The sequence below is a fragment of the Pseudomonas quasicaspiana genome, assembly GCF_021147825.1.
Lineage (GTDB): Bacteria > Pseudomonadota > Gammaproteobacteria > Pseudomonadales > Pseudomonadaceae > Aquipseudomonas > Aquipseudomonas quasicaspiana.
On sequence record NZ_JAGTPI010000004.1, the window covers coordinates 42,257 to 64,449 of the forward strand.

Sequence of the window (22,193 nt, forward strand, 5' to 3'; positions counted from 1 at the left end):
GACCCAGACTCACTGTTCCAGTGAGGTGGCTGTGATTAGGACAGGGTAGTGCTCAACTTTCAGGCGAGAGGCGATGTCGTTGCCGTTGACCGGCAGGATGGTGATGCCCGGCGCGGCTGCTCGAATTCGGGCCAGGGCTTCAGTATCGGTCACTTCGACGGCGAGACCGGCCGCCCCAATTTCTTGCAGTTCAGTCGCACGCTGATGCAGCCAAGCCAACGATTGGGGATCCTCCCCGACAAGGAAAAATGGCTGCAAGCCCGGCATGTCCAGGGTGCGAGTTGTGATTTGGCCTGGGCTCAGGTGAGAGCTGCGCACGGGCAGTATCCAGGTTTCATCGGCAAATGCAGATAGGTCTGCATGTATGGCCCGAGCAGGCTGGGTCTTGTTGTTTATTGGCGGCCTTGAAGCTTCAAACTGGGGGCGGGTGAAACCGCCAGGCTGAACTTCTGCAAACGACAGTCTCGGCTGGGTGAGCGCAGCCAAGAGCACGGCGAAGTAATACGCACTGGGAATTCGCTTCATGGTGGTGTGCCCTGTTTAAAGGAAACCCGCAGTCGTTCGAGTTGTTGAGAAAAGCCGGCGCGGTAACGCGCGGCCGGCGTTCCTCCTGCCGGGCGGTGATATCGGCCAGCAGCTGACACCCAATCACCGGTGACGGCGTGATGCTCTTGCAGCAGTGCGGCAGTTACGGCCAGATTGCGGTAGGGTTCGAGGGCTTCGCAGGGACTGGAAAAATGCTGTCCGTGATAACCCAGGTTGATTTGCCCAAGCCCGGCATCGACCCGCTTGGCGTCATACCGAGCAAGCGCCTGAAGCAAGGCGTGACAGGCGGTCTTACGAGTGGCGAAACGGTAAGGGCTACCGGCAATATTCAGCGTCCAGGGCCAGGGCAGCAGTCGACCACGGAGGCGGGCGCCACTCTCCTGCAGGGCAATCGCGAACAACACCGTGGAAGGGACGTTGGCGTCATGCGCTGCCAGTTGATAAGCCGGAGGCGGAAGTTCGTCTGCCCGGACGGAGTGCACCGTCAGCAGGAGCGCAATAGCAATCAATCGAGACGTTGCCATTGTCCGTTCACCTGCTGAAATGTAACGGGTAGCGGTCTCGGGGCACCCAGGCTGAACCAGCGACCACGATCATGGTTCAGGGTGATTTTCCGGCGTTGAACCTTGCTCGGATCAATGCCTGCTTGCGTCGCCCAGCGCCGGACGTGTTCATCCTCGCCTTGGCTACCCACCACATAGATATCGAACGCTGTATCACTGTTTTGCAGACGCTGCGCTTCAGCGGTGCACGCTGGGCAATGGTCTTCGACAAACAGCGCTTGGCGCGGCTCTACCAAAGAGCTGGCAGGGGACGGGGATGCCATACCCTGGATCGGCAACAGTCCCGGAAACAGCTTGGCCCAGGCCGCGGTGTAAGCGTTTTGGTAGGCCAACTCGCGCTCGGCACGTTTAGCTTCTAGCGCTACCTGCAATTCGGCATAGCGCTGACGCTCCTGGTCGGTCTCTGCTTCGACGCCGAGCGCAGTCAGCGGATCGAGATTGAGGCTCCAGTAACCACGCGGGCCGGCTTGGATCTGTTCGAAGCGTGTCCACTCCTGCTCCGTCAGACCCCAGCTTGCCGCCTGTTCAGAGTGCGAACGCTTCAGCGGAGCAGACTGCGTGTCCTGGGTCTGTGACGGTGTCGTGACGGGGTTGCCCAGCGCAGCGCCCGTGCTCAGCAATGAAATGAAACAGACGATGGGGCTCAGCGGAGCTCTGTTCATGATCGCTTCTCAAGGGAGGTGCACGGTCTGGTCTGGGTGAGCGGTCACCGCGAAGATAGCCGCGTTCGGCTCCAGCACCTTCAGTTGCCATGTGCCGAACTGCTCGCCGTTGTGCAGCAACTGGATATCATTGAGCGAGCGACTGTCAGGAGGTGCAACCGCCAGAAAGCGCTGGCCACCGCGGTACTCGACGCTCAACACCGAAAATGGCGGCAGGAGCGGGGCAGGCTTGGGCTGAGCGGTTTTTTTCAGCTTGGCCGAGGAAGGCGTCGGTGGTGGGAGTGGTGGCTGGCTTTTGAGGTCCAGGAGTTGCTGCTCGACGTGCTCAAGTCGTGCGCGTAGCGCGATCATGTCGGCTTCGGTAGCACGGGCTGTCAGACCATCGCGCAGTTCCTGTATCTCCTGCGCCCATTGATCCAGCATCGGATCGAGGGTATTAGCCTGTTGCTCACCGGAATCGACCATCTGCTTCAGGTCTTTCAGTGCATACTGCAGCTTCTCCTGTGCATCCAAGAGGGTGCTTGAATCACGTTGCAGGGTATCCAGGGTCTGTAGGCGTTGGGCGTTCGCATTTTCCAGCTCGGTCACGCGTTGATACTGGTTATACAAACCACCACTCAGTCCGGAGACCGCCAGGCAAAGTGAGCCGACAATGAGGGTTTGAAACGTCGAGGCTTTCATGGGCGTGCCTCCGACTGATGGGACGAGATTGATGTGACCTGCACGGTGCCAGCGTCATTTTTCTCCCGTTCGAAGCAGACCGAACGGTTGACCTCATCGGTCGTGAGTTGCCAGGCGGGGCCAGCCAGTACCTGCAGTGCGCTGCGTAATGGGATCGGGCCGAGCCGGTAATGGGCGGCGGGCAGAGGCCGGGTAAACAGTATCTTTACTGGTTCGGCAGCAGGGCAGAGCGAATAACCTGAGCGCTGCAGCACGTAGTGCATCGCCTCCTGTACCGAAGGATTCAGGTTGGACGGAATGCTCACGTCAACGATTTGAGCGAGAAGATCACGTTGTTCCGTGGTGGGCTTGGTGCTGACCAGCGTATAGCGGCCATAGCGGAGCTCTGACGGATGGCTTTCGTGGGCCGGGCTCCTCGATAACTGGGGCCGATTGGAGCTACCGTCAATCTCTAGATGAGTCGGCAATGGGTTTGGGACTTGCGCGGCGCAGGCACTCAACAAACCCAGCAGGCAGACAGGCGTGAAAAAACGCTCCATGGAAAAAACCTCATGTCAGATTCAGTGCAGAATCTGACATGAGGTGAAGGAGCGATTCAGTGAGTAAGTTGATTCAAGACGGGTCGTGTTTAAGTTGAACGCGTTGCTATTCGTCATAAATGGCGAGCCCATCCAAGACGGCAGCGTCGGGGTCGAAAATCAACAACCTCACATCCGCCAATGCCGCCAGATACAGTACGTTGACCAGGGCTTCCGGTGTGCCAGCGTCGAGCTGCTCCTGCCTCAGCGATGTGTAAGGACTGTCCTCAATCTTCATCAGATTTTCGTCGGTCCAGGGCGTGCCGATCAGCTTACACCCGAGGCCATTGCAGTCTCTCAGGGCGAAGGGTTCATACAGCAGTCCGGTTGGCTTGGAGTCGACATTGCCAACTCGGCTTTCCAAGTGGCGCAGTGCTTCGTCAGTGAGGTGTGCGGTACTGATCTCCCAGGCTCGACTGTAGTGTCCGGTGTCGAAGCTCAAACGATGGACCATGGCTTGGGCTTCTTCCAGGGAGTACAGGTCACCGAGGTGATTTCGCTCATCGAGCATTTCGCCAGTCACGGCATAGACTACTTGCCGCACCAGTCCGGTGGACTGGAAACATTCTTCCAATTCATCCGGAATGGATTGGCCTTCGCTGATCAAGGCGGCGTCGTCTTTGAACACGCAGGGAAACAGTTCTAACGCATCGTCGAGTAGATGAGCTTGTGACTCGTGTATGGAGCGAAAGCAGGGAGGGCAGTCGTTTGCGTAGGTGATCAGTAGCAGCCGTTCGATAGATAGATTGTCATAGCCGCGAACGAATGGGTTTGAGGCCCCTAGCATCGCTGGGGTTTGGGTAGTGAAATTCATGAGTATTCTCCAGGATGAAAATGAACAAGTCGCCCGAAGGCGCCTGTAAGGGTTAAAGCCAACCGTATTCGGCAAGAGAAAGTGGGCGACCTTCACCCACGATGAAGTGATCCAGTACACGAACTTCGATCAAGTCCAACGCCGCTTTCAATCGTGCGGTCAAGGCGCGATCCGCCAGGCTGGGTTCCGTGCAACCGGAGGGGTGGTTGTGAACAACAATGGCGGCTGCTGCGTTATGTGCGAGGGAGCGCTTGACGACCTGGCGGGGATAAACGCTGGCGCCATCGATGCTCCCGTGAAAGAGGATTTCGAATGCCAGAACGCGATGGCGGGCATCGAGAAAAATCAGACCGAAAACCTCATGCTCTTGTGGCGCAATATGCAGTTTTAGGTACGAGGCCACGGTGTCAGGTGAAGTCAGGCCGGGGCCGCGGGTGAACAGCCGACGATCCAGAATGTGCAGCGCTTCGTTGATCAGCTGGTTTTCCTGGGCGATACGATCAGCCTCGACATCCGAGGTTTCAATCAGGGTGAGTGGGGTGCTCATGGGGTACCTCCGAAGGGGACAATCCGGGGGTACACCCCCGAGGGGAGTGGCGTCCCCGAGGTGGATATAGAGTCACGGGCATTGCCCGATGACGCGCTGTTTACAGCCGAGTGAATCGGTGGCGTTGTCCGTGCAGGTGAGAATCACAACCGTCGCAGGGCAATGGGGAGAAGGTGCTTATTCCACGGCCAGTTTCGGGGTCGAAGTCGGCACTGATGGGCATTAGCCGAACCAGCCCGCGATGGAGGCCGGCGATGCGTTTCTCGATTTCATCCGTCGTGTAGTAGAGCGATAACGTGCTGTAGTCCTCGTAAGCCGCAGCGAACATGCAATCGTCGCAAAGCCAGAAGGATTCCATGTTGGTTCTCCTGTGCTGGTTGAAGAAAAGGCGCTCGATTGAGCGCCTTGATGTAAACATCGTGAATTGTTCAGGCGGACTGAACAGTACGTGTAGCGACACGGCGGGCCGTGCGGGGAGTGGGTGCAGATTCAGGTTTGATCCTGGTCTCTGTTGGGTTGTCGGTATCCTCAGCTTCGGCATCAGCCGACGTTGGGGATGGCTCACTGTTTGGCGTTTGCTCAGCAGGTGCTGTTGCCTCCTGCCTGGCAGGCGCTTTGTATTCGAACGTGCCGTTGACCTTGATCCAGTCGATGTACAGCAGACGACCTTTCAGGCTGGCACCCGGCTGGCCTTGTTTATCGCCTTTCTCATAGAGAAATGGGTCAATCCACAGATCGCCGATACGGAACGACAGCAAGACCTTTTTCTCGGCTCTGACGGCGTCCATATAGAGACGAATCAAGCGTTCAGCTTCCCCTCCAGCGACTTTGCAGTCGAAGCGGGTGTACTCGACCGCATCAGTGGCACCGTGCAGAGCCGCGATATCGCAGGCCATGAACGGCTGACCGCGGCGGACTTGTACTTCACGAACACGGTTGAGGTAGCCGATACCGACAGTGTGCAGATTGAAGTAAGTGGTCGCTTCTTGGGATTGGTTGGTGTGGGCCATGGTGGTTCTCCTGTTTCAAGGGAAAACGGCGACGCACAGCCCCTGACGGGGAAGTGAGTCCCCGTCAGGGTGGGTTAGGTGAAGGCAAACGATGAACGACTCGTCACCGGCAAGGCGATGACCATCAGATCGATGCGCCTGGAGAATAGGGGGCAGCAGAGGAGAAATCCGCAGCATATCTGCGGACCTAGGGTAGTGGGCATTCATCACCGCTGAAGCGGTAATCGTGCGAGCCTCCGAATGCTGATCGCACTTGGGTAAACCACCACAAGCGTGGCGTAGCCTTGAAGGTTCAAGCTACCTGGGCTGGGCTGTCAACGACAGCGAACCACGCCCTTTGTATAAGCCTGTCACAGGGGAGCGTCAAGACGCCGTAAGCTGATTCTTTATAGCCGGAATACAGTGGAAATTATTGGACTGAAAAAAATGAAGAGCGGGCCTGACGGGGTGCCAGGCGAGGAAGAGAAAAGCCACCTTTGGCGGTCTTACGCAGTCGACAAGCTCCTCGCAAAACTTGATTTAACTGCGCCATGATTCGCCAACCGACCCTTATCGTGGCCTGGGTCGGAATACGCTGGCACGCATCCGCGCACAAAGGGTACCCAGTGTTTCCCCGGTGGGCTCCGGGACTGAATGCGATCGCCGTAGCGGATGACCGCTGCTGCCTGGCAGAGGCAACAGTGGTCATCCGCCACATTGATCCGGTCGAGCACAAAACGGGAATGAAATTCCGCAGAAGAGAAGGCTCCGAACTCAGGGAGTCCGACCGAGCTACCCGGAGCGAATCGGTCTTGGGTCGCCGTAAGCGATGATCCTGAGGCACTACAGCAGAGCGGGTGTGACGAAGTCAAGCCAGTGGACGAAGCGGTTATTTGCTACTGAGATGAGCGGCCAGCTGTTCGACGGTCGTCAGGATGAAGGCACGGTCGCGTTCTTGAAGACCGCTCAGCAGGCCCGCGATCATCTGGCCCTGGTCGTTGGGGCGACTGCTCGACGCCGTCAGCAGTTCATCCATCCGGCAGTCGAAGATGTCCGCCAGTTGCATCAGCTTGACCACGGAGAGCTCCACCACACCCCGCTCCAGGCGCGAAATGGCTTCGCTGCCGATCCCCAGGCGTTCAGCCACCTCTTCCTGGGTCAGATTACGCTGAGTGCGGTGTTTCGCGATCATGCGCCCGATTTGGGCTTGGGTTGGATGTTTAGGTGCCAAGTGATGAGTTCTCCAATTCAACCCGAATGGTTGAGCAAAGACCCATTGACATGAACATCCTTAACGGTTGAGTATCGACTTAAAGAGTTGTTATATTGACTGAAATAGCTGTTTGTCGTGACGTGACATCTAGTCCTTCAGGAATCAGAGGCCGAAGTGACCAACGAGACTGAGCGGCCTGATAGGAACAAATGGAGGAAAGGATGAGCATGGATGAGCAGCGAGAGAACGTCATGGACCCGATCTGGGATCGAACACTGGAGCTGTTCATCAAGATTCATGACTGCCCTGATAGGCCCGAACATCTCGAAAGCCTTGTTCATTGGCTCAACGAAGATCCTGCTAACCTGAAAGCGTTCAATGAACTGGGGCAGATATGGATCGCGACAGGCATCGCTTTGGCCCGTGAAATCGGACAACCGCTAAGTGACTTGGAGAAGGAGCAGGCGCCGTTGATGATGCACTGACCCGCATATCACCCCAAAAACTCATCTAAACGCCCATGGCGCCTCATGGACGACGCGGACCTTTGCTGATCGGTAGAGTGCCTTTGCAGTCCGGATAGTGGGAGCATGACCAGAACGGTCCTGATTTTCCCTTCCGCCTGAGCATTGAGGCGTTGCAAATGGGGCAGACAGGCCCGGCTTCGACCGGTACCGACAAGGTGAGTGCTCCGCAGTTTGCGATCAGCTGCGTAATCCAGTGCGCCTGCTTGGCAACAAATGCATCCAAGGTCAGACGTCCTGCTTCGATTTCATCCAGAGCTTGCTCCCAGATTGCTGTCATACCCGGATCGGCGACTGCTGCGGGTACGGCTTCGATCAGCGTATGTGCCGCTGCGGAGGCCGTTAAGGCACGTTTTTTCTTCAGCAAGTAACCGCGATCAATCAACCCCTTGATAATGCCGGCTCGCGTGGCTTCGGTGCCGATACCGGTGGTGTCCCGAAGTTTCTGTTTCAGGCGTGGGTCGTTGACCAGCTTGGCCACATTTTTCATCGCCTTAATAAGGTCGCCCTCGGTGAGCGGTTTGGGAGCAGCGGTGCGCATGGATTTGAGTTCGACGTTGTCCACTGCGCATCGCGTACCCTGCTGTAGGACGGGCAACACCTGGGATTTTTGACTGGGTTCATCGTCTTCGGCGCTGTCGGAGAGCAAGCCTTTCCAGCCTTGGACGAGGATCTGTTTGCCGACAGCAGTCAAACACTCGGCGCCGCACTCCAGTTCGACCTCGGTTCGATCAAACTCGTGATGCGGCAGGAATTGCGCGAGGTAGTGGCTACGAATCAACTCGTAGACTTGGCGCTCTTGTTCGGACATCCGCGTGAGATTCGCCGGCTCGGTGGTGGGGATAATGGCGTGGTGCGCAGTGACCTTGCCATCGTTCCATGCTCGTGAGCGCAATGATCGATCGACGCTTCCGAGCGCTGGGCGCAATGCGGAATCCATTCTGAGTAGGGCATCGAATACCGCGGCTACCTCGTTGAACATGCTCTCTGGCAAATAACGGCAATCGCTGCGCGGATAGCTTGTGGCTTTGTGGGTTTCATACAAGGCTTGGGCGATGTTCAGTGTTTCCTGAGCGCCGAGTCCCAACTTGCGTGAACAGACTTCCTGCAGTGTGCTCAGGTCGAAGGGCAGGGGTGGCGCTTCGCGCAAATGCTCAGTCTGCAGCGAGACTACGGTGGCGGTCTTGCTGCTAAAAATCGCTTGGACGGTCTGACTGGCAAGCGCCTGCTGCAGGCAGCGACCGGCTTCGTCACGTCCTGAGCTTGGCGGTATCCACGACGCGATGAAAGGTTGCCCCATTGAAGACAGGTGCACATCCACCACCCAGTACGGCACAGAGACAAAGCTGGCAATCGTGCGGTCTCGTTCAACCACCAAGCGCAAAGTGGGTGTTTGCACGCGTCCAACCGACAGCACGCCGTCATAGCCCGCCCGCCGTCCTAGGAGGGTAAACAAACGACTGAGGTTCATACCAATCAGCCAGTCGGCGCGGCTGCGGGCGAGGGCTGAGTGATAGAGTGGGAAGGTCTCCTGACTAGACTTCAGCGACGACAGTGCTTTGCGAATCGACGCCTCGTTGAGTGCGGATAACCAGAGGCGCTCAACAGAGCCACGGTAGTTGCAGAGCTCCAGTAACTCGCGGGCAATCATTTCACCTTCGCGATCGGCGTCGGTGGCGATGACGACGGTGGTAGCTTCGCTGAGCAGGTGTTTGATGATTTTGAACTGCGCGACAGTCTTGGGTTTGACCTCAACTCTCCACTGCGCGGGAATGATCGGTAGATGATCCAACGACCAGGTTTTGTACTGATCGCCATAGGCTTCAGGTGGGGCCGTTTCCAGCAGGTGACCGATACACCATGTGACGGTTGTCTCGGGACCAATCAAGCAACCATCGCCACGTCGGCTGGCTCCGAGAACCTTGGCGATGTCACGACCTTGGGAGGGTTTCTCGCAGAGAAAGAGACGCATAGAACTGCTCCGGGTTGAGTTCGGAGCAGCGTTGTTGGAAACAGCAGTGGCAGCTATGAGAAACCTGAATGGCAGGCCTCTCATATTAGTCGGTGAGGGCAGCCTTGAATGGGGGCGAGGCTGCTAGGTTGCAGTCAGGTGGACGACAGTGCTTCACGAGCAGCGAGTAATGACAGGCCAGGAACTTCGCGCAAACGCGCAATTTTTATGCCTCATGTCAGTCACGCCGATGGTGGCTGCCCTCTGCGCTTTTTGGACTTCGATGCAGGCGAGCTGGCCTGGTCTGTAGCCTGCCCGACGGGAGCCGCAAACGATGTTGATTCACTTGTGCGCTCCCGCATGACCACGTTCTGCACGCGATGAGGCAGGATGCCGACACGACGCGCCTCGATCTTGAAGGTGACCCGGGCATTGTCTTCACTGTCCTCCCACTCATCGCGCACGGTACGGCCCTCTACCAACACGCGCATGCCTTTCTGGTACAGCGTGCTCCAGTGTTCAGCCTCGCGGTGCCAGAGCTCGACCGGCGCCCAATAGCCGCCTCGATCCTCATAGCTGCCATCGCGTGGCACGGGGTTGTCGAAGTACACATTCAGGCGCAGCAAACGCCGTGGCTCGTCATTGCCTGACGGGAACTCCTGGAATTCTGGCGCACTGCCGATGTTGCCTTCGCCGACGAAAAAGGTACTCATTGTGATATCTCCGCTGCTGGTGTGAATTGGCGCAGCAGCCGTTCGGCGCTCGCCATTTTGATCGCGCAGGTTGAAGCCTGACGGTAAAGCGAATGCACCACGCTCATCTGCAAGTTCAGTGCAATGCGCTCGCATTCGAAACGGTGCAATTCCTCGCGTACGGCTTGCGGCAAGGCCTTGTTGGAGACCTGGCGTTGCCAGACCGCAACGCCCATATGGGCGAAGTCACGGGTGCGCCATCGCAAAAAGGTGCTGCCCGCACTGGTGTTCTGCAGCACCAATCGAATATCCAGCAGCGAGTAAGGGGGCTGTCCGGCTTGCTGCACCACAGCTTCCATCAGGCGACGTAACTGCGCCTCGGTTTCCCTCGCCACCTGCGCCAGGTATTCCAGCTCCCCCTTACCCTTAAAAGGTTTTAAAAGGCCTTTTAGGGAGCCAGCGTGTTCGAGCTGTCGATAGGCATCCGGTGTTAGTGTTTCGAGGGGCATTGGTTGAGCCGGTATCATGGGACTCATGCTTCGCCCTCCGGCTCATCGACTGTCGCAGATGGCTCTACCGCTTTCTCCGCCGACGCGTCAGTGTCATCCACCGCCAGGGCACCACGACGAACGATGGGTGGCGCGAACTGGGAGCGGCGATGCCCCTCAAGGATGTCCATAGGGGGGAGCCCAAACTTCTCCATGGCCGCCAGAGCACGAGCGTTATTCGCCGCCATGTCATCACGGGTGACACCGGCAAGTCGATAACGCTGCGCCTGACCGAACAGGCTGCGCAGCAGATGGGCGCCGTCGTCGATCCAGGCTTCCATGTCTCGGCGACCGATCAAGGCGGTGTGATGGGCCAACAGGGTATGCCTCACCAGCGTGTCGTAGTCAGTCAGCAGGTAGACGGCGAGAAACCCCAGTTGGCTGCCGATGTACAAGGGTAAGGTGACGGGGTGGATATTCAGGTTATCGCTCATGTCGATCTGCGTCGGCAGGTCCTGTCGGATCCGATCCAATTGCTGGGTCAATTCCAGCATCCCAGCTTTGGCCTGCATCAATTTTTCTTCGAGCTGCACGATCGCCCAATCGGCATAAGGATCGTCCTGCGTTGCGGCTTGTTTGATCAGGTTAGTGACGCTGATGTAGCCGGCCATACCCATAATCGAGTGGACGCCTTCGCGTGCGGTTCGACCTTGCCAGATTCGGGCGGCATGGTGGGTATGCAGTGTCAGGGTGATGCTGCTGCGTAATGAGCCCAGGTTGAGCTGATAGTGATCGGCCACGGTGTCGTCCTCGCATAGGCTTGGACGGGTACGTTGCGACAGACGAAGGTAAGGGACATCCGAAAAGCTGAATGCTGTCTGTTCGATTTGGTTCGACACGGTTGATTTTCGAGACGCTCGTCAGTGATGCCAGTGGCATCAAATCTACTGACGTCCAGGACGTTTGCTACGCAGCTGGCGTAGTTCATCCAGGCACGCTTGGGCGAGGGCAGAGGCGGGTTCGCCCTTTTTCCTAAGTTGGCGCGGGGGAGAGGGTGGCGGCTCTGTCATGGGTAACGATTCAGCCTGACCTGCCCAAGGGCGGAAATCGCCTTTCAGCGCCCGCTGGATCAGGCCCATCAGATACGCCGCGGGTTTGCGGACGCTTCCTGCCGCACAGCGCGCGCCCGCTTCGTTGAGCACCGCCTGCCGATCTGCTGGTTTCAGCTTGTTCAGCGTCACGGTGACGGCCTGCCGCTCGCTCGGACTCAGGTGCAGCGGATCGGGCCAGTGCAGGTTATCCACTGCCGGGGTCGCGCGCGGTACAGTACATATACTTTCTTTTAATACAGTACAGGCGGCATTCGGATTCCGAACGCTGCCGGAAACATGGGCGTTCAGACCCGGTTCGGAATCCGAACGACGTACCGCACGATTCCGAACGGGGTGGTCGTCACCCAGTTCGGAATCGTGTAACGCTTCATCGGTAGCCTGATCCAATCCTTGTTGTGTCCAATGGTCGCTCCAACTGTCGAGCCGGGTGGGGAGTCGACCCAGATCGATATCGGTGTCTTGGCGGACTTCTTCCAAAACATGCTGAGCGACAATTCGCACAGCCTTGGTCGCATGAGAGAGGGCATGTCCGACCAGCTCCAGATAATCCTGATCCAGCTCCATCGCTTCGGCGGGAGTTAACGGCTCATCGTGCAGGACATACAGAGAACCTTGAAGGCGCCCGCTGAGCTGATCGCGGCCACGACTTACCAAACTGAGCCAGCGAGTCAGCCTGAGCATCGTCAAGACGCGAGCGATTGTTTCACGGGAGGCTGACGCGCCGAACGGCACGCTTGACAGATAAGGCTGCAGATCTTCATAGCGCGGTGTGACCACGCCCTGACCTTGCAGCATGAGTCGAAATACTTGCCAGGCATTCCGTTCCAATGGCGTCAGCCGACTATCCAGCAGCAGGCGGCGCGGCACGACTTCATGAGATTGACCACTGAACAAAAAGCCCGCCTGCAGGGCCTGGTTGGAAGGAGGTTCAGTGGTGGGGCGTGCAGGCCAACGTTCATTTAATTGCTGGGTGCATTGCCGCAGGACACGTTGCCAGCGACCGGACGGGGCAGTGTTCATGTTCCGTTGCTGTAATGGTCGATCTGCTGCCAAACGATGGTCAAACTGATCTGTTGCTCCTCCGCCAACATCATCATGGCGTCGAGCTGATTCTCAGAACCGTCCTGGTCGCGTAGTTGGCACCAGCGCTGCCAGAGCGCATGTTCCTGCGCTTCGCTCAAGTTCTGGGGGCGGCCCTTATGGGTTTTCATCTTGAGCAGACGTCGGCGCAGGGCGGTTTCCGAATGCGCCAAGCCAAAGCACCGATACATGATGGTACTGCTGGCACCGAGCTTGAGCGCTCGGTTGATCAAGCGCTCATTCTGTTCGTCGCGTTCGGCCTGGTCGATCAACCGATGCAGCACCGGCGAATCAATCTTGACCTCAACCCAGGGGACGGTGGCATGGGCCAGGCGTGACAGCGTGGTAGGCGGCAAAGATTGCAGCAGGTAGATGTCCTCTTCACCTAGTCCGAGTGCCTTGCAGCGTTGCAGGTTGCCCAGGCGCACCTCGTGAAGGACCTGGGTCAGCATGGCCTGGTTGAGCACATTGAAGGACTGGTTCATGGCAACTCCTTCGGTGAATCGTCTTCATGAGTAAGCGTTAGGTCAATCAGACGACGGGCCAGACGGATCAGGCGATACAGTTTAATTAAGAAGCTGTCGGGCAATCGCTCCAGTCCTACATCCACGGCGGGACGATCGGCCAGCGGGAGCTGATAAACCCCCAATAGCAGTTGCCCGAAAAGGGCTGAGGGCAATTGCTTGCGATCCTCCCAGTTCACTTCGTCTTGGGCACGCAGCAGGGCCAAGAGCAATAGGTGAACGCCGGCCGCACGAGGCGCTGCAAGATCAAGTTGCTCGATGCTGAGGGCAAAGCCCAAGCCATGCGTCTGGTCGATGATGCTCTCGGGATGTCCGGCATAGGCCGCCATTTCCCGAGCCAGTCCGGCAATGGCTAAACGCAGTTGTTCGGGGGTGTCCAGTGTTGGTGCGATAATCCAGATGTCGTCGATCGGGCAGGTTTCGACGGTCTGTGCTGTTTCGGGGGCAGCGGCGCGCTCAATTTGTTCGCGGATCTGCTGGACACGTGACGGAGGGCTGGCTGCTGATGCGACATTCGTTTCGGGCAGCGTGAGCTGCTCCTCTCGCCTTGTTTCGGCCTGCGTCCTGGTTTCAGCTGATTTGGGATGCGGCTCGGAAGGAGGAGGTTCGGCCGCGAGCTCATCGACGCTCGGCAGAAGGTTGTTCTGCGGGGGCGTGACGACTACACCGGGCGTCTGGATGACCCGTTGGGTATCGCCCAGCTCTAGGGCCAACATGCGGTAGGACTGTCCGAGTAAGCGACTCATGCGTTCGAGCAGTTCATCCTGGATTTGCTCAAGGTCGAAGGACTCTGGGTCGGCATCAAACTGCCCTAAGGTGTCGAGCCAAAGCTCGGGAAAAGCGATGGCGTCGGTTGGATAACGATTCCAGGTTCGTTCCGCCTGGCTACGCAGACCAATCAGGCGTTCAATTTTTGGTTTCCCTAATCCGGCGTACAGAGTTTGTGGAATGGCGGGCAGTAAATGTTCAAGGGTGTCCAGCATACGGCTGATGTGCGACTGCGAAATCGGATAGCCTCCAGCGGCAAGACGTCGTGCCAGCTCACGTTGCGAGAGTGTTGCTCCATCTGATTCAAGCATGGTCTTGAGTTTGGTCACTGCCAGAGCACGCTCGATGAAAGTGAGTTGGCCGTGCAGATCGCTTTCAGCAAGATGGCCGAGTAGGGCGCTGATTTCATTGGTCCAGGGTCGGAACAGGCAATTGATGCGGAAGAAACGCTCGTCGCGGGTTTCCTGCCACAGCTCGCCGAGAATCGCCAAGCGCGTATTGCCGCCGTTTCGGATGATGAAATAGGCTTCTCCCGGGCGGCGAGTAATCGGCGGCGGTTGATCCAGCCCGCGCTCACGGATTGATGCCTTAATATCATCATAAAGTGGGTTACGGATGAACCGCGGGTTGTGTTCGTAGGGCCGCAACTGCTCCAGCGTGACCAGCATAGGAGTATCAGTGACTGGATCGGACAACCGCTCCAGTTCTGGGCCGCGAGAGAAATGATCCTGGTGTAGTTTTACGGTGATCTGCTCCTGAGTGAGCTTCTTCATTGGAGCCACCTCAGTTAACGCCGGGTGCGCAAATGGTCGCCAACCTCGAATTTGACGATCTCGGCAGTGCCCGAGCCTTCGAAATAACGAGACAGTTCCGCGACGAACCAACCCATGGCTGATCGCCCGCCTTGCAGTCGAAAGACCACCGTGCAGTACTCCTCGCAAGATTGCTGGCGCGGTTGAGTGGACGGATGAACGCAGATGGGAAAATGATCCAGCATCAAATACTCCTCGCCAGACACCGCTGGCATCAAGATCGATTAACCTAAACGGCTATCGATAGCACTCGCGCGACGAGTCGCCTCATTTAATCATCGAGACTCTATTTACTGTGTAGATTGCCGAACGCCATTCCGGGAACAACTCGGCGGCCAACGCTTGCATGGTTTCAAGCGTTGATGGCGAACGTCGTTCGAGTGACTGGCGACTCTCAATTCTGTGTGCTGGAAGTCCGAGAGATGCAGCGTTGAGGTACGCCACCCGGTCTGGAATTACAGTATCTAGGATTGATATGTTGGGCGTTTTGATGAAGGTTTCGCGCAGACCCCGAATGATCATTCGAGTATCTTTCCACCGTGCGTTCACTTGGTTAAGTAGCAGTCGCAACGGTGGCGTTGTTATGCCCAAGTGACGAAACGGTTCTAGCTCACTCAGCAGCTTAAGGGTGCCGCGATGCAATTCGCGGGCGGCAAGCATTTCCGGGGTGATAGGCGAGAGTGCAACGTCTGAGGCCAGCGCAGCCATTTCCAGCAGTGCGCTACGTGCGCCTTGGGTGTCGATCAAAAGCAGGTCATAACGAGGGCGAAATTCGTCGAGCAAATTGCGCAGCCGTAATCGGCCGTCAGGGGCGTGCAGCAGTAATGTATTCAACTGGCCTTGAGCGTCGTTGGAGACGATCAGGTCGAGCCCTGCGATCACGGTTCTGGAAACAATCTGTGCAGGCGTTGTTAAATTGAGTGCAATGAGTTCGTACGCGCCAGCGCCAGCTTTCTGGCTCAAGGCGTAATAGCTGGAGAGAGTGGGTTGGCTATCCAGATCGAGCAGTAGGACGCGGAGACCAGCATCCGCCAGCAGGCCGCCGAGATTGGCGGCTACTGTGGTTTTGCCTACTCCACCTTTGGTGGAAACCACCGAGACTACGCGCATGGCATCAGGCCTGCTGGTCCAGCTGTTCAACGACCCACTGCTCTATCTCTAGTGAATCCCAGCCTACCGCTCGCTGCCCAATGCGCTTGGCTTGAGGAAATTTACCTTCCTTCATCAGGTTGTAAATGTGCGACCGTTTGAAACCGGTTTTTCGCTCTACCTCTTCACGTCGCATGATATGGCGCTCGACCTTGGGGTTAGGTACACCCGCGGTAGAGAAGGATTGATTGAGCATTGTGGTCACTCCTGGCGCCGTATGGCATCGGGTGGGAAGTGACCTGGATTCAATATCAGAAAGCGAGAGAAGTCATTGCACTGCAAGTGGAGTGATTGCAGCGCAAGGCCTCACTTTTTTACCTTCGCAAGGTTGCGTCTGCCGGCCGCAAATTTTCCGTCCAGCGTGCGCTTACTCAGTCCTTTCACTCCGTCGTAGTGCGCGATGATCGAGTCGACGATAGACGCCTGACTGTCGAAAATAGAGTGTTTTCTGCCGGAGTTTGTCGAGCCTAAGATGGTTTCGACCAGCGCGCCGATAATGTTAAAAAAAATCTCTTTACTATCGTCGCTTAGATGGATCCTATTTTCAGCGAGTTCACGCAGGTTCTCGCGCTCCAGTCCCGCAGCCTTTAACTCGTCAGTCAGAGTTTGGAGCTTCGCTTCGGTAGCTTTTAGCTGTACCTGTAAAGCGTCACGATCGGCCTGCAAGATCAAATACGTATTGTGGTGAATAGTTTCCTGACTGAGTATGGGCGGGCCGAAAAGAAAAGATGGTCGTTGATCAGGGTGGTACATAAACATCCAGCGCTTTAAATCTGAATGCCGGATGGTCAGTAGCCTTATATCTACAGGGGTGCCTGGAGTCACGGTGACACCCAATGCTCCGTACGGAATTTCGCGATTTCGAATGGCATCCAGAATCTTCCAGAAGGTCGCGTGCAAGCACGGCCACTGCGGAAACTCGTTGCTTAGGCGATCAGGATTGCCCCATGCAGACTCAAGAATCAGAGACTCATGAGCAGTTAAATCACTCCAGCGTATTGCCGCTTCAATGGGCCTGTAGAACAGCTTTTCAGTGGCCCTAAAATCGTTAGGTGCATACATAGCGATGGCCTTCTGTCAAAGGGCAGACCCGCTAGGTACGGTCTAACGTCTAATACAATGACTTAGGCTTCCGTGCGGTTGCTGTCCTGTATGTCTTTAGGGGCTTATAAGTCATCGAGTCCTGTCTACGTTCATTGATCTAAGTCTCGCCGTGAACCGTTCCCATTTCCGTAGAAGCCCGCGTCTGACGCGAAGAGCCTGGGCTGCGATCTCTTGGCATCTATGGGCCCATAAGCTCGAGAGTGATTCGATATGAAGTGCGATCATCCCTTGGGCGAGACTCGTTCAGGTATCAGTTGATCCTGTGTCAGTCGATGTAGTCGACCTTCTGCCCGAGTCAATTTGTATCGTCCTCGGACCTAAGCACAGGGTGTCTGAAACGGCCAGTTAAGACCGTAAAGTGGGATGAATGGCACAAGCTATTGCGTTGAGCAATGCAGTTGAGGAGGGCAGCCAGCCTTTCATCCGACATAGCTTCACAACACCTGTAGTTCAAAGGTATGTGACTATATTACAATCGGGTCATCAGTTGTCAACCGTGGTGGGAATGCGTAAGCTACAGGCATGAACCAGCAATCAGTCTCCTCGCCCGGCGTTCGCGGCCCAGTTGATCATGACATTCGAGATCAGATTGTCGCGGCGGCTAACGAGCATTTCAGCCAGTACGGTTACAGCAAAACCACGGTTTCCGACCTGGCCAAGGCCATCGGATTTTCCAAGGCTTACATCTACAAATTCTTTGATTCCAAGCAGGCGATCGGTGAAGCCATATGCGCGAATTGCCTGGCGGAAATTGTTGCGGCTGTTGAAAAGGCCATTAATGTCGAGGATATTTCGTCAACCGAGCGGTTTCGACGTCTGGTCAGAACCCTGATCTCCACAGGTGTGAACCTGTTCTTCAATGACCGAAAACTTTATGATATCGCCGCGTTTTCAGCGTCGGAAAGCTGGCCGAGCTCACAGGTTTACGACGCACAGATTAAACGCTTCGTTTTACAGATCGTTCGTGATGGGCGGGAAAGCGGTGAATTTGAACGCAAAACTCCATTGGACGAGACGGTAGATTCCATCCATTTTGCGTTGCGGCCTTTCGTCAACCCTTTGCTGCTGCAATACAATCTCGACTTCGTTGAGACAGCACCCACGCTCACCTCAAACCTGATATTGCGCAGCCTCATGCCGTGATTCCAGGCTGCGCATTCTGCGCAGCCTTCGCGTGAGCGTCGAAAAAAATACCTTTTCAGTTCCAGCCATTGCATCGAGCAGTGGCGTACACGTTTTGCCTGAAATGTGACCATTGACATAAATGGTCACATGAATAAACATGGCACCTCAGTTTTGTCTGCATTGCCATGGTTCAGCGCCGCTCTGTTACTTGCGCGGTGATCGCCGGGTTCTTTGGGCGCGCCGGACTGTGGCCTTTTTAAGCGATGCAAACGAACTGAAACCCATAAAAAACTACTGCTAACCGGTTCTTTCCGGTGGTCACGAAGAGTTCCAATAATGAAAAAAGACTCGCTCAAACGTCCACTTGGACTGGCTGTCGTGCTTGCTTCTTCTAATGTGCTGGCGAGCGGTTTTGCGCTCAACGAACAAAGCATCAGCGGGATGGGCTCCGGATTTGCTGGTCGCTCTTCTTCGGCTGAAGATGCGAGCACGGTCTTCGGTAATCCGGCGGGTATGGCTCGTTTGAAAAGCGAGCAGGTCAGCGTGGGCGGCGCGACGCTTTTCGCAAAGTCGGATATAAGCCAGACGCGCAGTACATTCGGCGGTCAGAAAGACGGCGACATGGTGCCAGTGACCACGGTACCGATGGGGTACTACGTCAAGCCTATTGATGAGCATTGGGCACTCGGTGTGGGGTTCTATGTGCCGTTTGGTCTGATGACCGATTACGGCAGCGATTTTGCTGGCCGTTACTATGCCAACAAAAGTGAAGTCACGACCCTTACGTTTCAGCCCACGGTCAGCTATGCCTTTAACGATAAAGTATCGATCGGGTTTGGTCCTACCATCAACCGCATCAGCGGCGAGTTGTCCGGCATGGTGCCCAATCCGCTGAGCCCAGGCCGCAATGACGGCAAACTCAAAAGCACTGGGGATGACACGGCTCTGGGTTTCAACGTCGGTATTTTGGTGCAGCCTACAGACCGAACCCGCCTGGGGATGACTTACCACTCCAAGGTCAGCTACCGCCTGGATGCGAAGACCAAGGTCACTGGCGGTCTCTTTAGCGTGTTAGGGGTGAGTGGTCGTAGCTATGACGCTTCGCTGGAAGTGGATACGCCAGAATCAGTCGACATGTCGTTGACTCATCAACTGGATGATGATTGGACCCTCTACGTGGGAAGTACCTGGACTCGGTGGAGTCGCTTCAAGGAATTGACCAGCGAGACCAAGGGGTTGCCCCCTTTGCTGAATGCTCAACTGGGTTCCGTCGTCGAAGAGCAGAATTGGCATGATACGTGGGCTCACGCGGTCGGTGCGGCGTATAAGCTCAACGACCAGTGGGTGCTTCGTTCTGGCTTCTCGGTCGATCAGTCGCCAACCAATAATACCGATCGAGGGCCGCGCATTCCTACGGGCGACCGGAAAGTGTTCAGCGTGGGCGCAGGCTGGACCCCGGCAGATAACTTCACGATTGATGTTGCCTACTCTTATCTGTGGGAAGAGAGTGTTCAGGTCAACCACGTCTCCGCGACCAGGGGCGCATACAGTTCCAAGTATAAAAACAGCGCGAGCGGTCTTGGCGCCTCTGTCAGTTATCGGTTCTGATTGGCTCCCGTTCCACGCGTCGGCCGGGAGTCGCGCATCACTTCCGGCCGTTTAGAACATTCCCAACGCTTTCCGTTGGGAAGGCGATTTTTTATCACGCGCTCAGACGCCCATTACATGTTCCATAAGCCTCTGGTGAAACCGGCGAGGTGTGGCCCAGGTCAGGACGCTGATGGCCTTATTGCCGAAACCCGGCACGACGCTCATTCGTCCCGCTTGCAGTGCGCGGATTCCTGCTTGCACCACGGGCCGAGGTTGCATCATCACCCTTTTCAGAATCGGGGTAATCGTTTGTTTGGCACTTGCTGCAAAGCCGGTATCAGACATGCCTGGGCAAAGCGCAGTAACGATGACGCCGTCACGTTTGAGTTCGCGATGCAGTGCATCGGAAAATCTAAGCACATACGCCTTAGCGGCAGAGTAAACGGCAAAATTTTTAACGCCTTGGTAAGACAGCAGACTGGCAACCATCAAAATATGCCCTTTGCGCCGTGCTCTCATATCTGCAGCAAAGAGGCGAGTCATGGCGGTCAGGCTGGCGATATCCAAGTCGATCATAGCCAAGGAGTTTTCCAGAGGTTCGTCCAGGAATGCGCCCTGTAAGCCATAGCCCGCGTTGTTGATCAGTGTGTCGACGACAATGTTGCGGTCATGCAGAGATCGATGCAAATCGATAATTACATTAATGGATGACAGGTCCGCTTGTTGCACCAACACATCGACGGTGTAACGTGCGCGCAACTCATCAGCGAGCGTTTCAAGCTCATTCAGCCTGCGCGCAACCAGGATCAGTGATCTTCCTTCTGCAGCATACTGTTGCGCAAACTCTTTGCCGAAACCGCTTGATGCGCCGGTAATGAGTACCCAGGAATTATTGCTCGACTGCATAGTAATATTCTCCGACGTATTGCTGTTGTGTTGTTCGGCAACTCGCCGCTCTGTGCTATTCCCACGGGCTGCCAGAGCAGGCTTGGCTGGTTATCGAGTCGCCACAGGCCGAGGTTCAGGCGCTTGCCATCCACCGCCGAGCGCTCTGAATGCCGCGACCGCCGCCCGAGCCGATTCTGTTCGAGCTTGCACGCGTGCATCGGAAGACCGCAGCAGAGTCTCGTCGGCATGCAGCACATCGATCAGGCTGGCTGTGCCCTTTTCATAGGCTGTGAACGACGATTGGCGGGCCTGCGTCAGGGCTTCCTCGCCTGTGGTGAGAGTGGTTGCCTGAACTTCCCGGTTCACCAGGGCGGAGAAGGCGTTTTCGACATCCTCCGTGGCGCGCAGGACAGATTGGCGGTAAGCGGCCAGGGCTTCGGCTTCCTGCCCCTTTGCCTGGTCAATCTGTGCGTTTATACGACCGAAGTCGAAGAGCCTCCAGCGCAGGCCCAGGACGCCTGCCGACTGGCTGGCACCGCCGGTAAACAGGTTGCCGCCGGATACGGCCGTGGCGCTGCCGAGCAATGCGCTCAGTGAAAACTTCGGGTAGTACTCGGCGGTGGCTTCACCAATGCGTGCGTTGGAGGCCGCAAGCCGGCGCTCAGCCACAATCAGATCCGGCCGGCGGCGCAGCAAATCGGCGGGTGTTCCCGTGTCATTCAATTGTGGTGCCAGGGGAATCTTGCCCTGACTCGCCAATTGCATTCGATGCGTGCCTGGGGGTGTGCCGAGGATCACATCGAGCGCGTTCATGGCGGCATCCAGGCCGTTTTGCAGGGCGGGTACTGTCGCCTGGACTTGCGACAGCGCGCCCTCCGTCTGGCGAACCTCATAGCTGGCGGCGAGGCCTTTGCCATAGAGCAGTTGGACTTTTTCCAACAGTTGCTGCTGCGTTTTGACTTGTCGGTTGGCGATCTCCAGCCGGGCCTGCAATCCACGAACCGCGATGTAGATATCAGCCGTCTGCGCAGCGATGGCCAGGCGCGTGGCGGCAGCGCCAGCCTCGGAGGCCTGGTACTCGGCCAGTGCGGCCTCGCGTCCGCGTCGCAGGCCGCCAAATACATCCACCTCCCAGCTCGCATCAAGGTTGAGCTCGTAGGAACTGCCGTATCGATCAAAGCCAGGGGTTGAATTCAACACTTGGCCCAGTGGCGTCTCGATTGACTGATAGGAACGCGCCGCCTGGCCACTGATGTTACCCGAGGGCAGCAAAGCGGCATTGGCGGCGCCCAGTCCTGCGCGCGCTTGCGTGACGCGCGCCGTCGCTTGTGCCAGGTCCAGGTTCTGCGCAAGCGCTTTAGCGACGAAGTCGGCCAACTGTGGATCACCAAAGCCTTCCCACCACGCGACAAGACTCGCCCGCGGCGCACCAGGCCGTTGTTCAACGGCGGCCTGGCCCATGTATCCAGCGGAAAGCGGCGCGTCGGGACGCTGATAGTCCGGACCGACCGCGCAACCTGCTAACAGGCCGGCGCTCACCAGTAGAGCAAGGGGGTGAAAGAGGGGCATTGAGGTTCCTTTGATAAATCATGAGCGTGACCATATTACTTAAAGGTCACTATCTGTCAATTTTCGTTATCAGCTACGGTTCAAATGGCCTACATATTGGGTGGAATTTGTCTCTAACTATTATTAAGGAAAGAACAAATTGCTGATGAGCACGCCGGTGACTCTAACTGATAAATTAGGTCGTGACCATTGACAAAAAAAGTCACCGGTCTAAAAATATGATT

26 protein-coding genes are annotated in these 22,193 nt (G+C 56.6%); 3 read left to right on the top strand and 23 right to left on the bottom strand.

Annotated elements, in window-relative coordinates:
- Positions 1 to 9: 9 nt before the first annotated feature.
- The 10 genes from KDX30_RS04490 to KDX30_RS04535 all read right to left on the bottom strand — a co-directional run bounded on the left by KDX30_RS04490 (position 10) and on the right by KDX30_RS04535 (position 6,611).
- On the bottom strand, positions 10 to 525 hold the full coding sequence (locus KDX30_RS04490) for an integrating conjugative element protein (RefSeq protein ID WP_231675083.1): 516 nt from the start codon (positions 523 to 525) through the stop codon (positions 10 to 12).
- Positions 522 to 1,070, bottom strand: a complete 549-nt coding sequence (locus tag KDX30_RS04495; protein ID WP_231675084.1) for a lysozyme family protein — start codon at positions 1,068 to 1,070, stop codon at positions 522 to 524. The genes KDX30_RS04490 and KDX30_RS04495 overlap by 4 nt, the downstream gene beginning before the upstream one ends.
- Positions 1,052 to 1,771, bottom strand: coding sequence for a TIGR03759 family integrating conjugative element protein (locus KDX30_RS04500; RefSeq protein WP_231675085.1), 720 nt, complete (start codon positions 1,769 to 1,771; stop codon positions 1,052 to 1,054). Before KDX30_RS04500 ends, KDX30_RS04495 begins: the two co-directional genes overlap by 19 nt.
- 9 nt (positions 1,772 to 1,780) lie before the next feature.
- Positions 1,781 to 2,452 (bottom strand): chemotaxis protein, encoded by a 672-nt coding sequence (locus tag KDX30_RS04505; RefSeq protein ID WP_231675086.1) that lies wholly within the window; start codon positions 2,450 to 2,452, stop codon positions 1,781 to 1,783.
- Positions 2,449 to 2,991 carry a PFGI-1 class ICE element type IV pilus protein PilL2 gene (pilL2, locus tag KDX30_RS04510; RefSeq protein WP_231675087.1) on the bottom strand — a complete coding sequence of 181 codons (543 nt, stop codon included), beginning with the start codon at positions 2,989 to 2,991 and terminating at the stop codon, positions 2,449 to 2,451. The genes KDX30_RS04505 and pilL2 overlap by 4 nt, the downstream gene beginning before the upstream one ends.
- A 106-nt stretch (positions 2,992 to 3,097) precedes the next feature.
- Entirely contained in the window at positions 3,098 to 3,844 is a 747-nt protein-coding gene (locus tag KDX30_RS04515) for a DUF5983 family protein (RefSeq protein ID WP_231675088.1), read from the bottom strand.
- A gap of 52 nt (positions 3,845 to 3,896) precedes the next feature.
- Complete coding sequence (locus KDX30_RS04520) at positions 3,897 to 4,391, bottom strand: JAB domain-containing protein (protein ID WP_231675089.1); 495 nt, start codon at positions 4,389 to 4,391, stop codon at positions 3,897 to 3,899.
- A gap of 100 nt (positions 4,392 to 4,491) precedes the next feature.
- On the bottom strand, positions 4,492 to 4,749 hold the full coding sequence (locus tag KDX30_RS04525; protein WP_231675090.1) for a hypothetical protein: 258 nt from the start codon (positions 4,747 to 4,749) through the stop codon (positions 4,492 to 4,494).
- Between the two features lie 70 nt (positions 4,750 to 4,819).
- Positions 4,820 to 5,401: an STY4534 family ICE replication protein gene (locus tag KDX30_RS04530; RefSeq protein ID WP_231675091.1), complete on the bottom strand. Its 582-nt coding sequence runs from the start codon at positions 5,399 to 5,401 to the stop codon at positions 4,820 to 4,822.
- A gap of 868 nt (positions 5,402 to 6,269) precedes the next feature.
- On the bottom strand, positions 6,270 to 6,611 hold the full coding sequence (locus KDX30_RS04535; protein WP_231675092.1) for a helix-turn-helix domain-containing protein: 342 nt from the start codon (positions 6,609 to 6,611) through the stop codon (positions 6,270 to 6,272).
- Between the two features lie 203 nt (positions 6,612 to 6,814).
- Here KDX30_RS04535 and KDX30_RS04540 point away from each other — a divergent pair, with 203 nt between their 5' ends.
- Positions 6,815 to 7,078 carry a hypothetical protein gene (locus tag KDX30_RS04540; protein ID WP_231675093.1) on the top strand — a complete coding sequence of 88 codons (264 nt, stop codon included), beginning with the start codon at positions 6,815 to 6,817 and terminating at the stop codon, positions 7,076 to 7,078.
- A 43-nt stretch (positions 7,079 to 7,121) separates the two neighbouring features.
- Here the strand turns inward: KDX30_RS04540 and KDX30_RS04545 are convergent, their stop codons facing one another.
- The 11 genes from KDX30_RS04545 to KDX30_RS04595 all read right to left on the bottom strand — a co-directional run bounded on the left by KDX30_RS04545 (position 7,122) and on the right by KDX30_RS04595 (position 16,755).
- Positions 7,122 to 9,089, bottom strand: coding sequence for a DNA topoisomerase III (locus tag KDX30_RS04545; RefSeq protein ID WP_231675094.1), 1,968 nt, complete (start codon positions 9,087 to 9,089; stop codon positions 7,122 to 7,124).
- A gap of 221 nt (positions 9,090 to 9,310) precedes the next feature.
- Complete coding sequence (locus KDX30_RS04550; protein ID WP_231675095.1) at positions 9,311 to 9,781, bottom strand: single-stranded DNA-binding protein; 471 nt, start codon at positions 9,779 to 9,781, stop codon at positions 9,311 to 9,313.
- Positions 9,778 to 10,296: a DUF3158 family protein gene (locus KDX30_RS04555; RefSeq protein WP_231675096.1), complete on the bottom strand. Its 519-nt coding sequence runs from the start codon at positions 10,294 to 10,296 to the stop codon at positions 9,778 to 9,780. The genes KDX30_RS04550 and KDX30_RS04555 overlap by 4 nt, the downstream gene beginning before the upstream one ends.
- Positions 10,293 to 11,048, bottom strand: a complete 756-nt coding sequence (locus KDX30_RS04560) for a PFL_4669 family integrating conjugative element protein (protein ID WP_231675097.1) — start codon at positions 11,046 to 11,048, stop codon at positions 10,293 to 10,295. The genes KDX30_RS04555 and KDX30_RS04560 overlap by 4 nt, the downstream gene beginning before the upstream one ends.
- Before the next feature lie 144 nt (positions 11,049 to 11,192).
- On the bottom strand, positions 11,193 to 12,380 hold the full coding sequence (locus tag KDX30_RS04565; protein ID WP_231675098.1) for an STY4528 family pathogenicity island replication protein: 1,188 nt from the start codon (positions 12,378 to 12,380) through the stop codon (positions 11,193 to 11,195).
- Entirely contained in the window at positions 12,377 to 12,925 is a 549-nt protein-coding gene (locus KDX30_RS04570; protein WP_231675099.1) for a DUF2857 domain-containing protein, read from the bottom strand. Before KDX30_RS04570 ends, KDX30_RS04565 begins: the two co-directional genes overlap by 4 nt.
- Positions 12,922 to 14,505, bottom strand: coding sequence for a ParB family protein (locus tag KDX30_RS04575; protein ID WP_231675100.1), 1,584 nt, complete (start codon positions 14,503 to 14,505; stop codon positions 12,922 to 12,924). The genes KDX30_RS04570 and KDX30_RS04575 overlap by 4 nt, the downstream gene beginning before the upstream one ends.
- A 14-nt stretch (positions 14,506 to 14,519) precedes the next feature.
- Complete coding sequence (locus KDX30_RS04580) at positions 14,520 to 14,729, bottom strand: hypothetical protein (protein ID WP_231675101.1); 210 nt, start codon at positions 14,727 to 14,729, stop codon at positions 14,520 to 14,522.
- A gap of 82 nt (positions 14,730 to 14,811) precedes the next feature.
- Positions 14,812 to 15,654: a ParA family protein gene (locus KDX30_RS04585; RefSeq protein ID WP_231675102.1), complete on the bottom strand. Its 843-nt coding sequence runs from the start codon at positions 15,652 to 15,654 to the stop codon at positions 14,812 to 14,814.
- A 4-nt stretch (positions 15,655 to 15,658) separates the two neighbouring features.
- Entirely contained in the window at positions 15,659 to 15,889 is a 231-nt protein-coding gene (locus tag KDX30_RS04590; RefSeq protein ID WP_231675103.1) for an AlpA family transcriptional regulator, read from the bottom strand.
- A 110-nt stretch (positions 15,890 to 15,999) separates the two neighbouring features.
- Complete coding sequence (locus tag KDX30_RS04595; protein WP_231675104.1) at positions 16,000 to 16,755, bottom strand: hypothetical protein; 756 nt, start codon at positions 16,753 to 16,755, stop codon at positions 16,000 to 16,002.
- A 564-nt stretch (positions 16,756 to 17,319) separates the two neighbouring features.
- On the opposite strand from KDX30_RS04595, the gene KDX30_RS04600 reads away from it, so the two are divergent.
- Both KDX30_RS04600 and KDX30_RS04605 read left to right on the top strand, forming a co-directional pair.
- Entirely contained in the window at positions 17,320 to 17,940 is a 621-nt protein-coding gene (locus KDX30_RS04600) for a TetR/AcrR family transcriptional regulator (protein WP_231675105.1), read from the top strand.
- A gap of 318 nt (positions 17,941 to 18,258) precedes the next feature.
- Positions 18,259 to 19,530: an OmpP1/FadL family transporter gene (locus KDX30_RS04605; protein WP_231675106.1), complete on the top strand. Its 1,272-nt coding sequence runs from the start codon at positions 18,259 to 18,261 to the stop codon at positions 19,528 to 19,530.
- Positions 19,531 to 19,632: 102 nt separating this feature from the next.
- Here KDX30_RS04605 and KDX30_RS04610 read toward each other — a convergent pair whose 3' ends face one another.
- Positions 19,633 to 20,418, bottom strand: coding sequence for an SDR family NAD(P)-dependent oxidoreductase (locus tag KDX30_RS04610; RefSeq protein ID WP_231675107.1), 786 nt, complete (start codon positions 20,416 to 20,418; stop codon positions 19,633 to 19,635).
- Positions 20,419 to 20,508: 90 nt separating this feature from the next.
- Positions 20,509 to 21,969, bottom strand: coding sequence for an efflux transporter outer membrane subunit (locus KDX30_RS04615; RefSeq protein WP_231675108.1), 1,461 nt, complete (start codon positions 21,967 to 21,969; stop codon positions 20,509 to 20,511).
- Between the last annotated feature and the right edge of the window lie 224 nt (positions 21,970 to 22,193).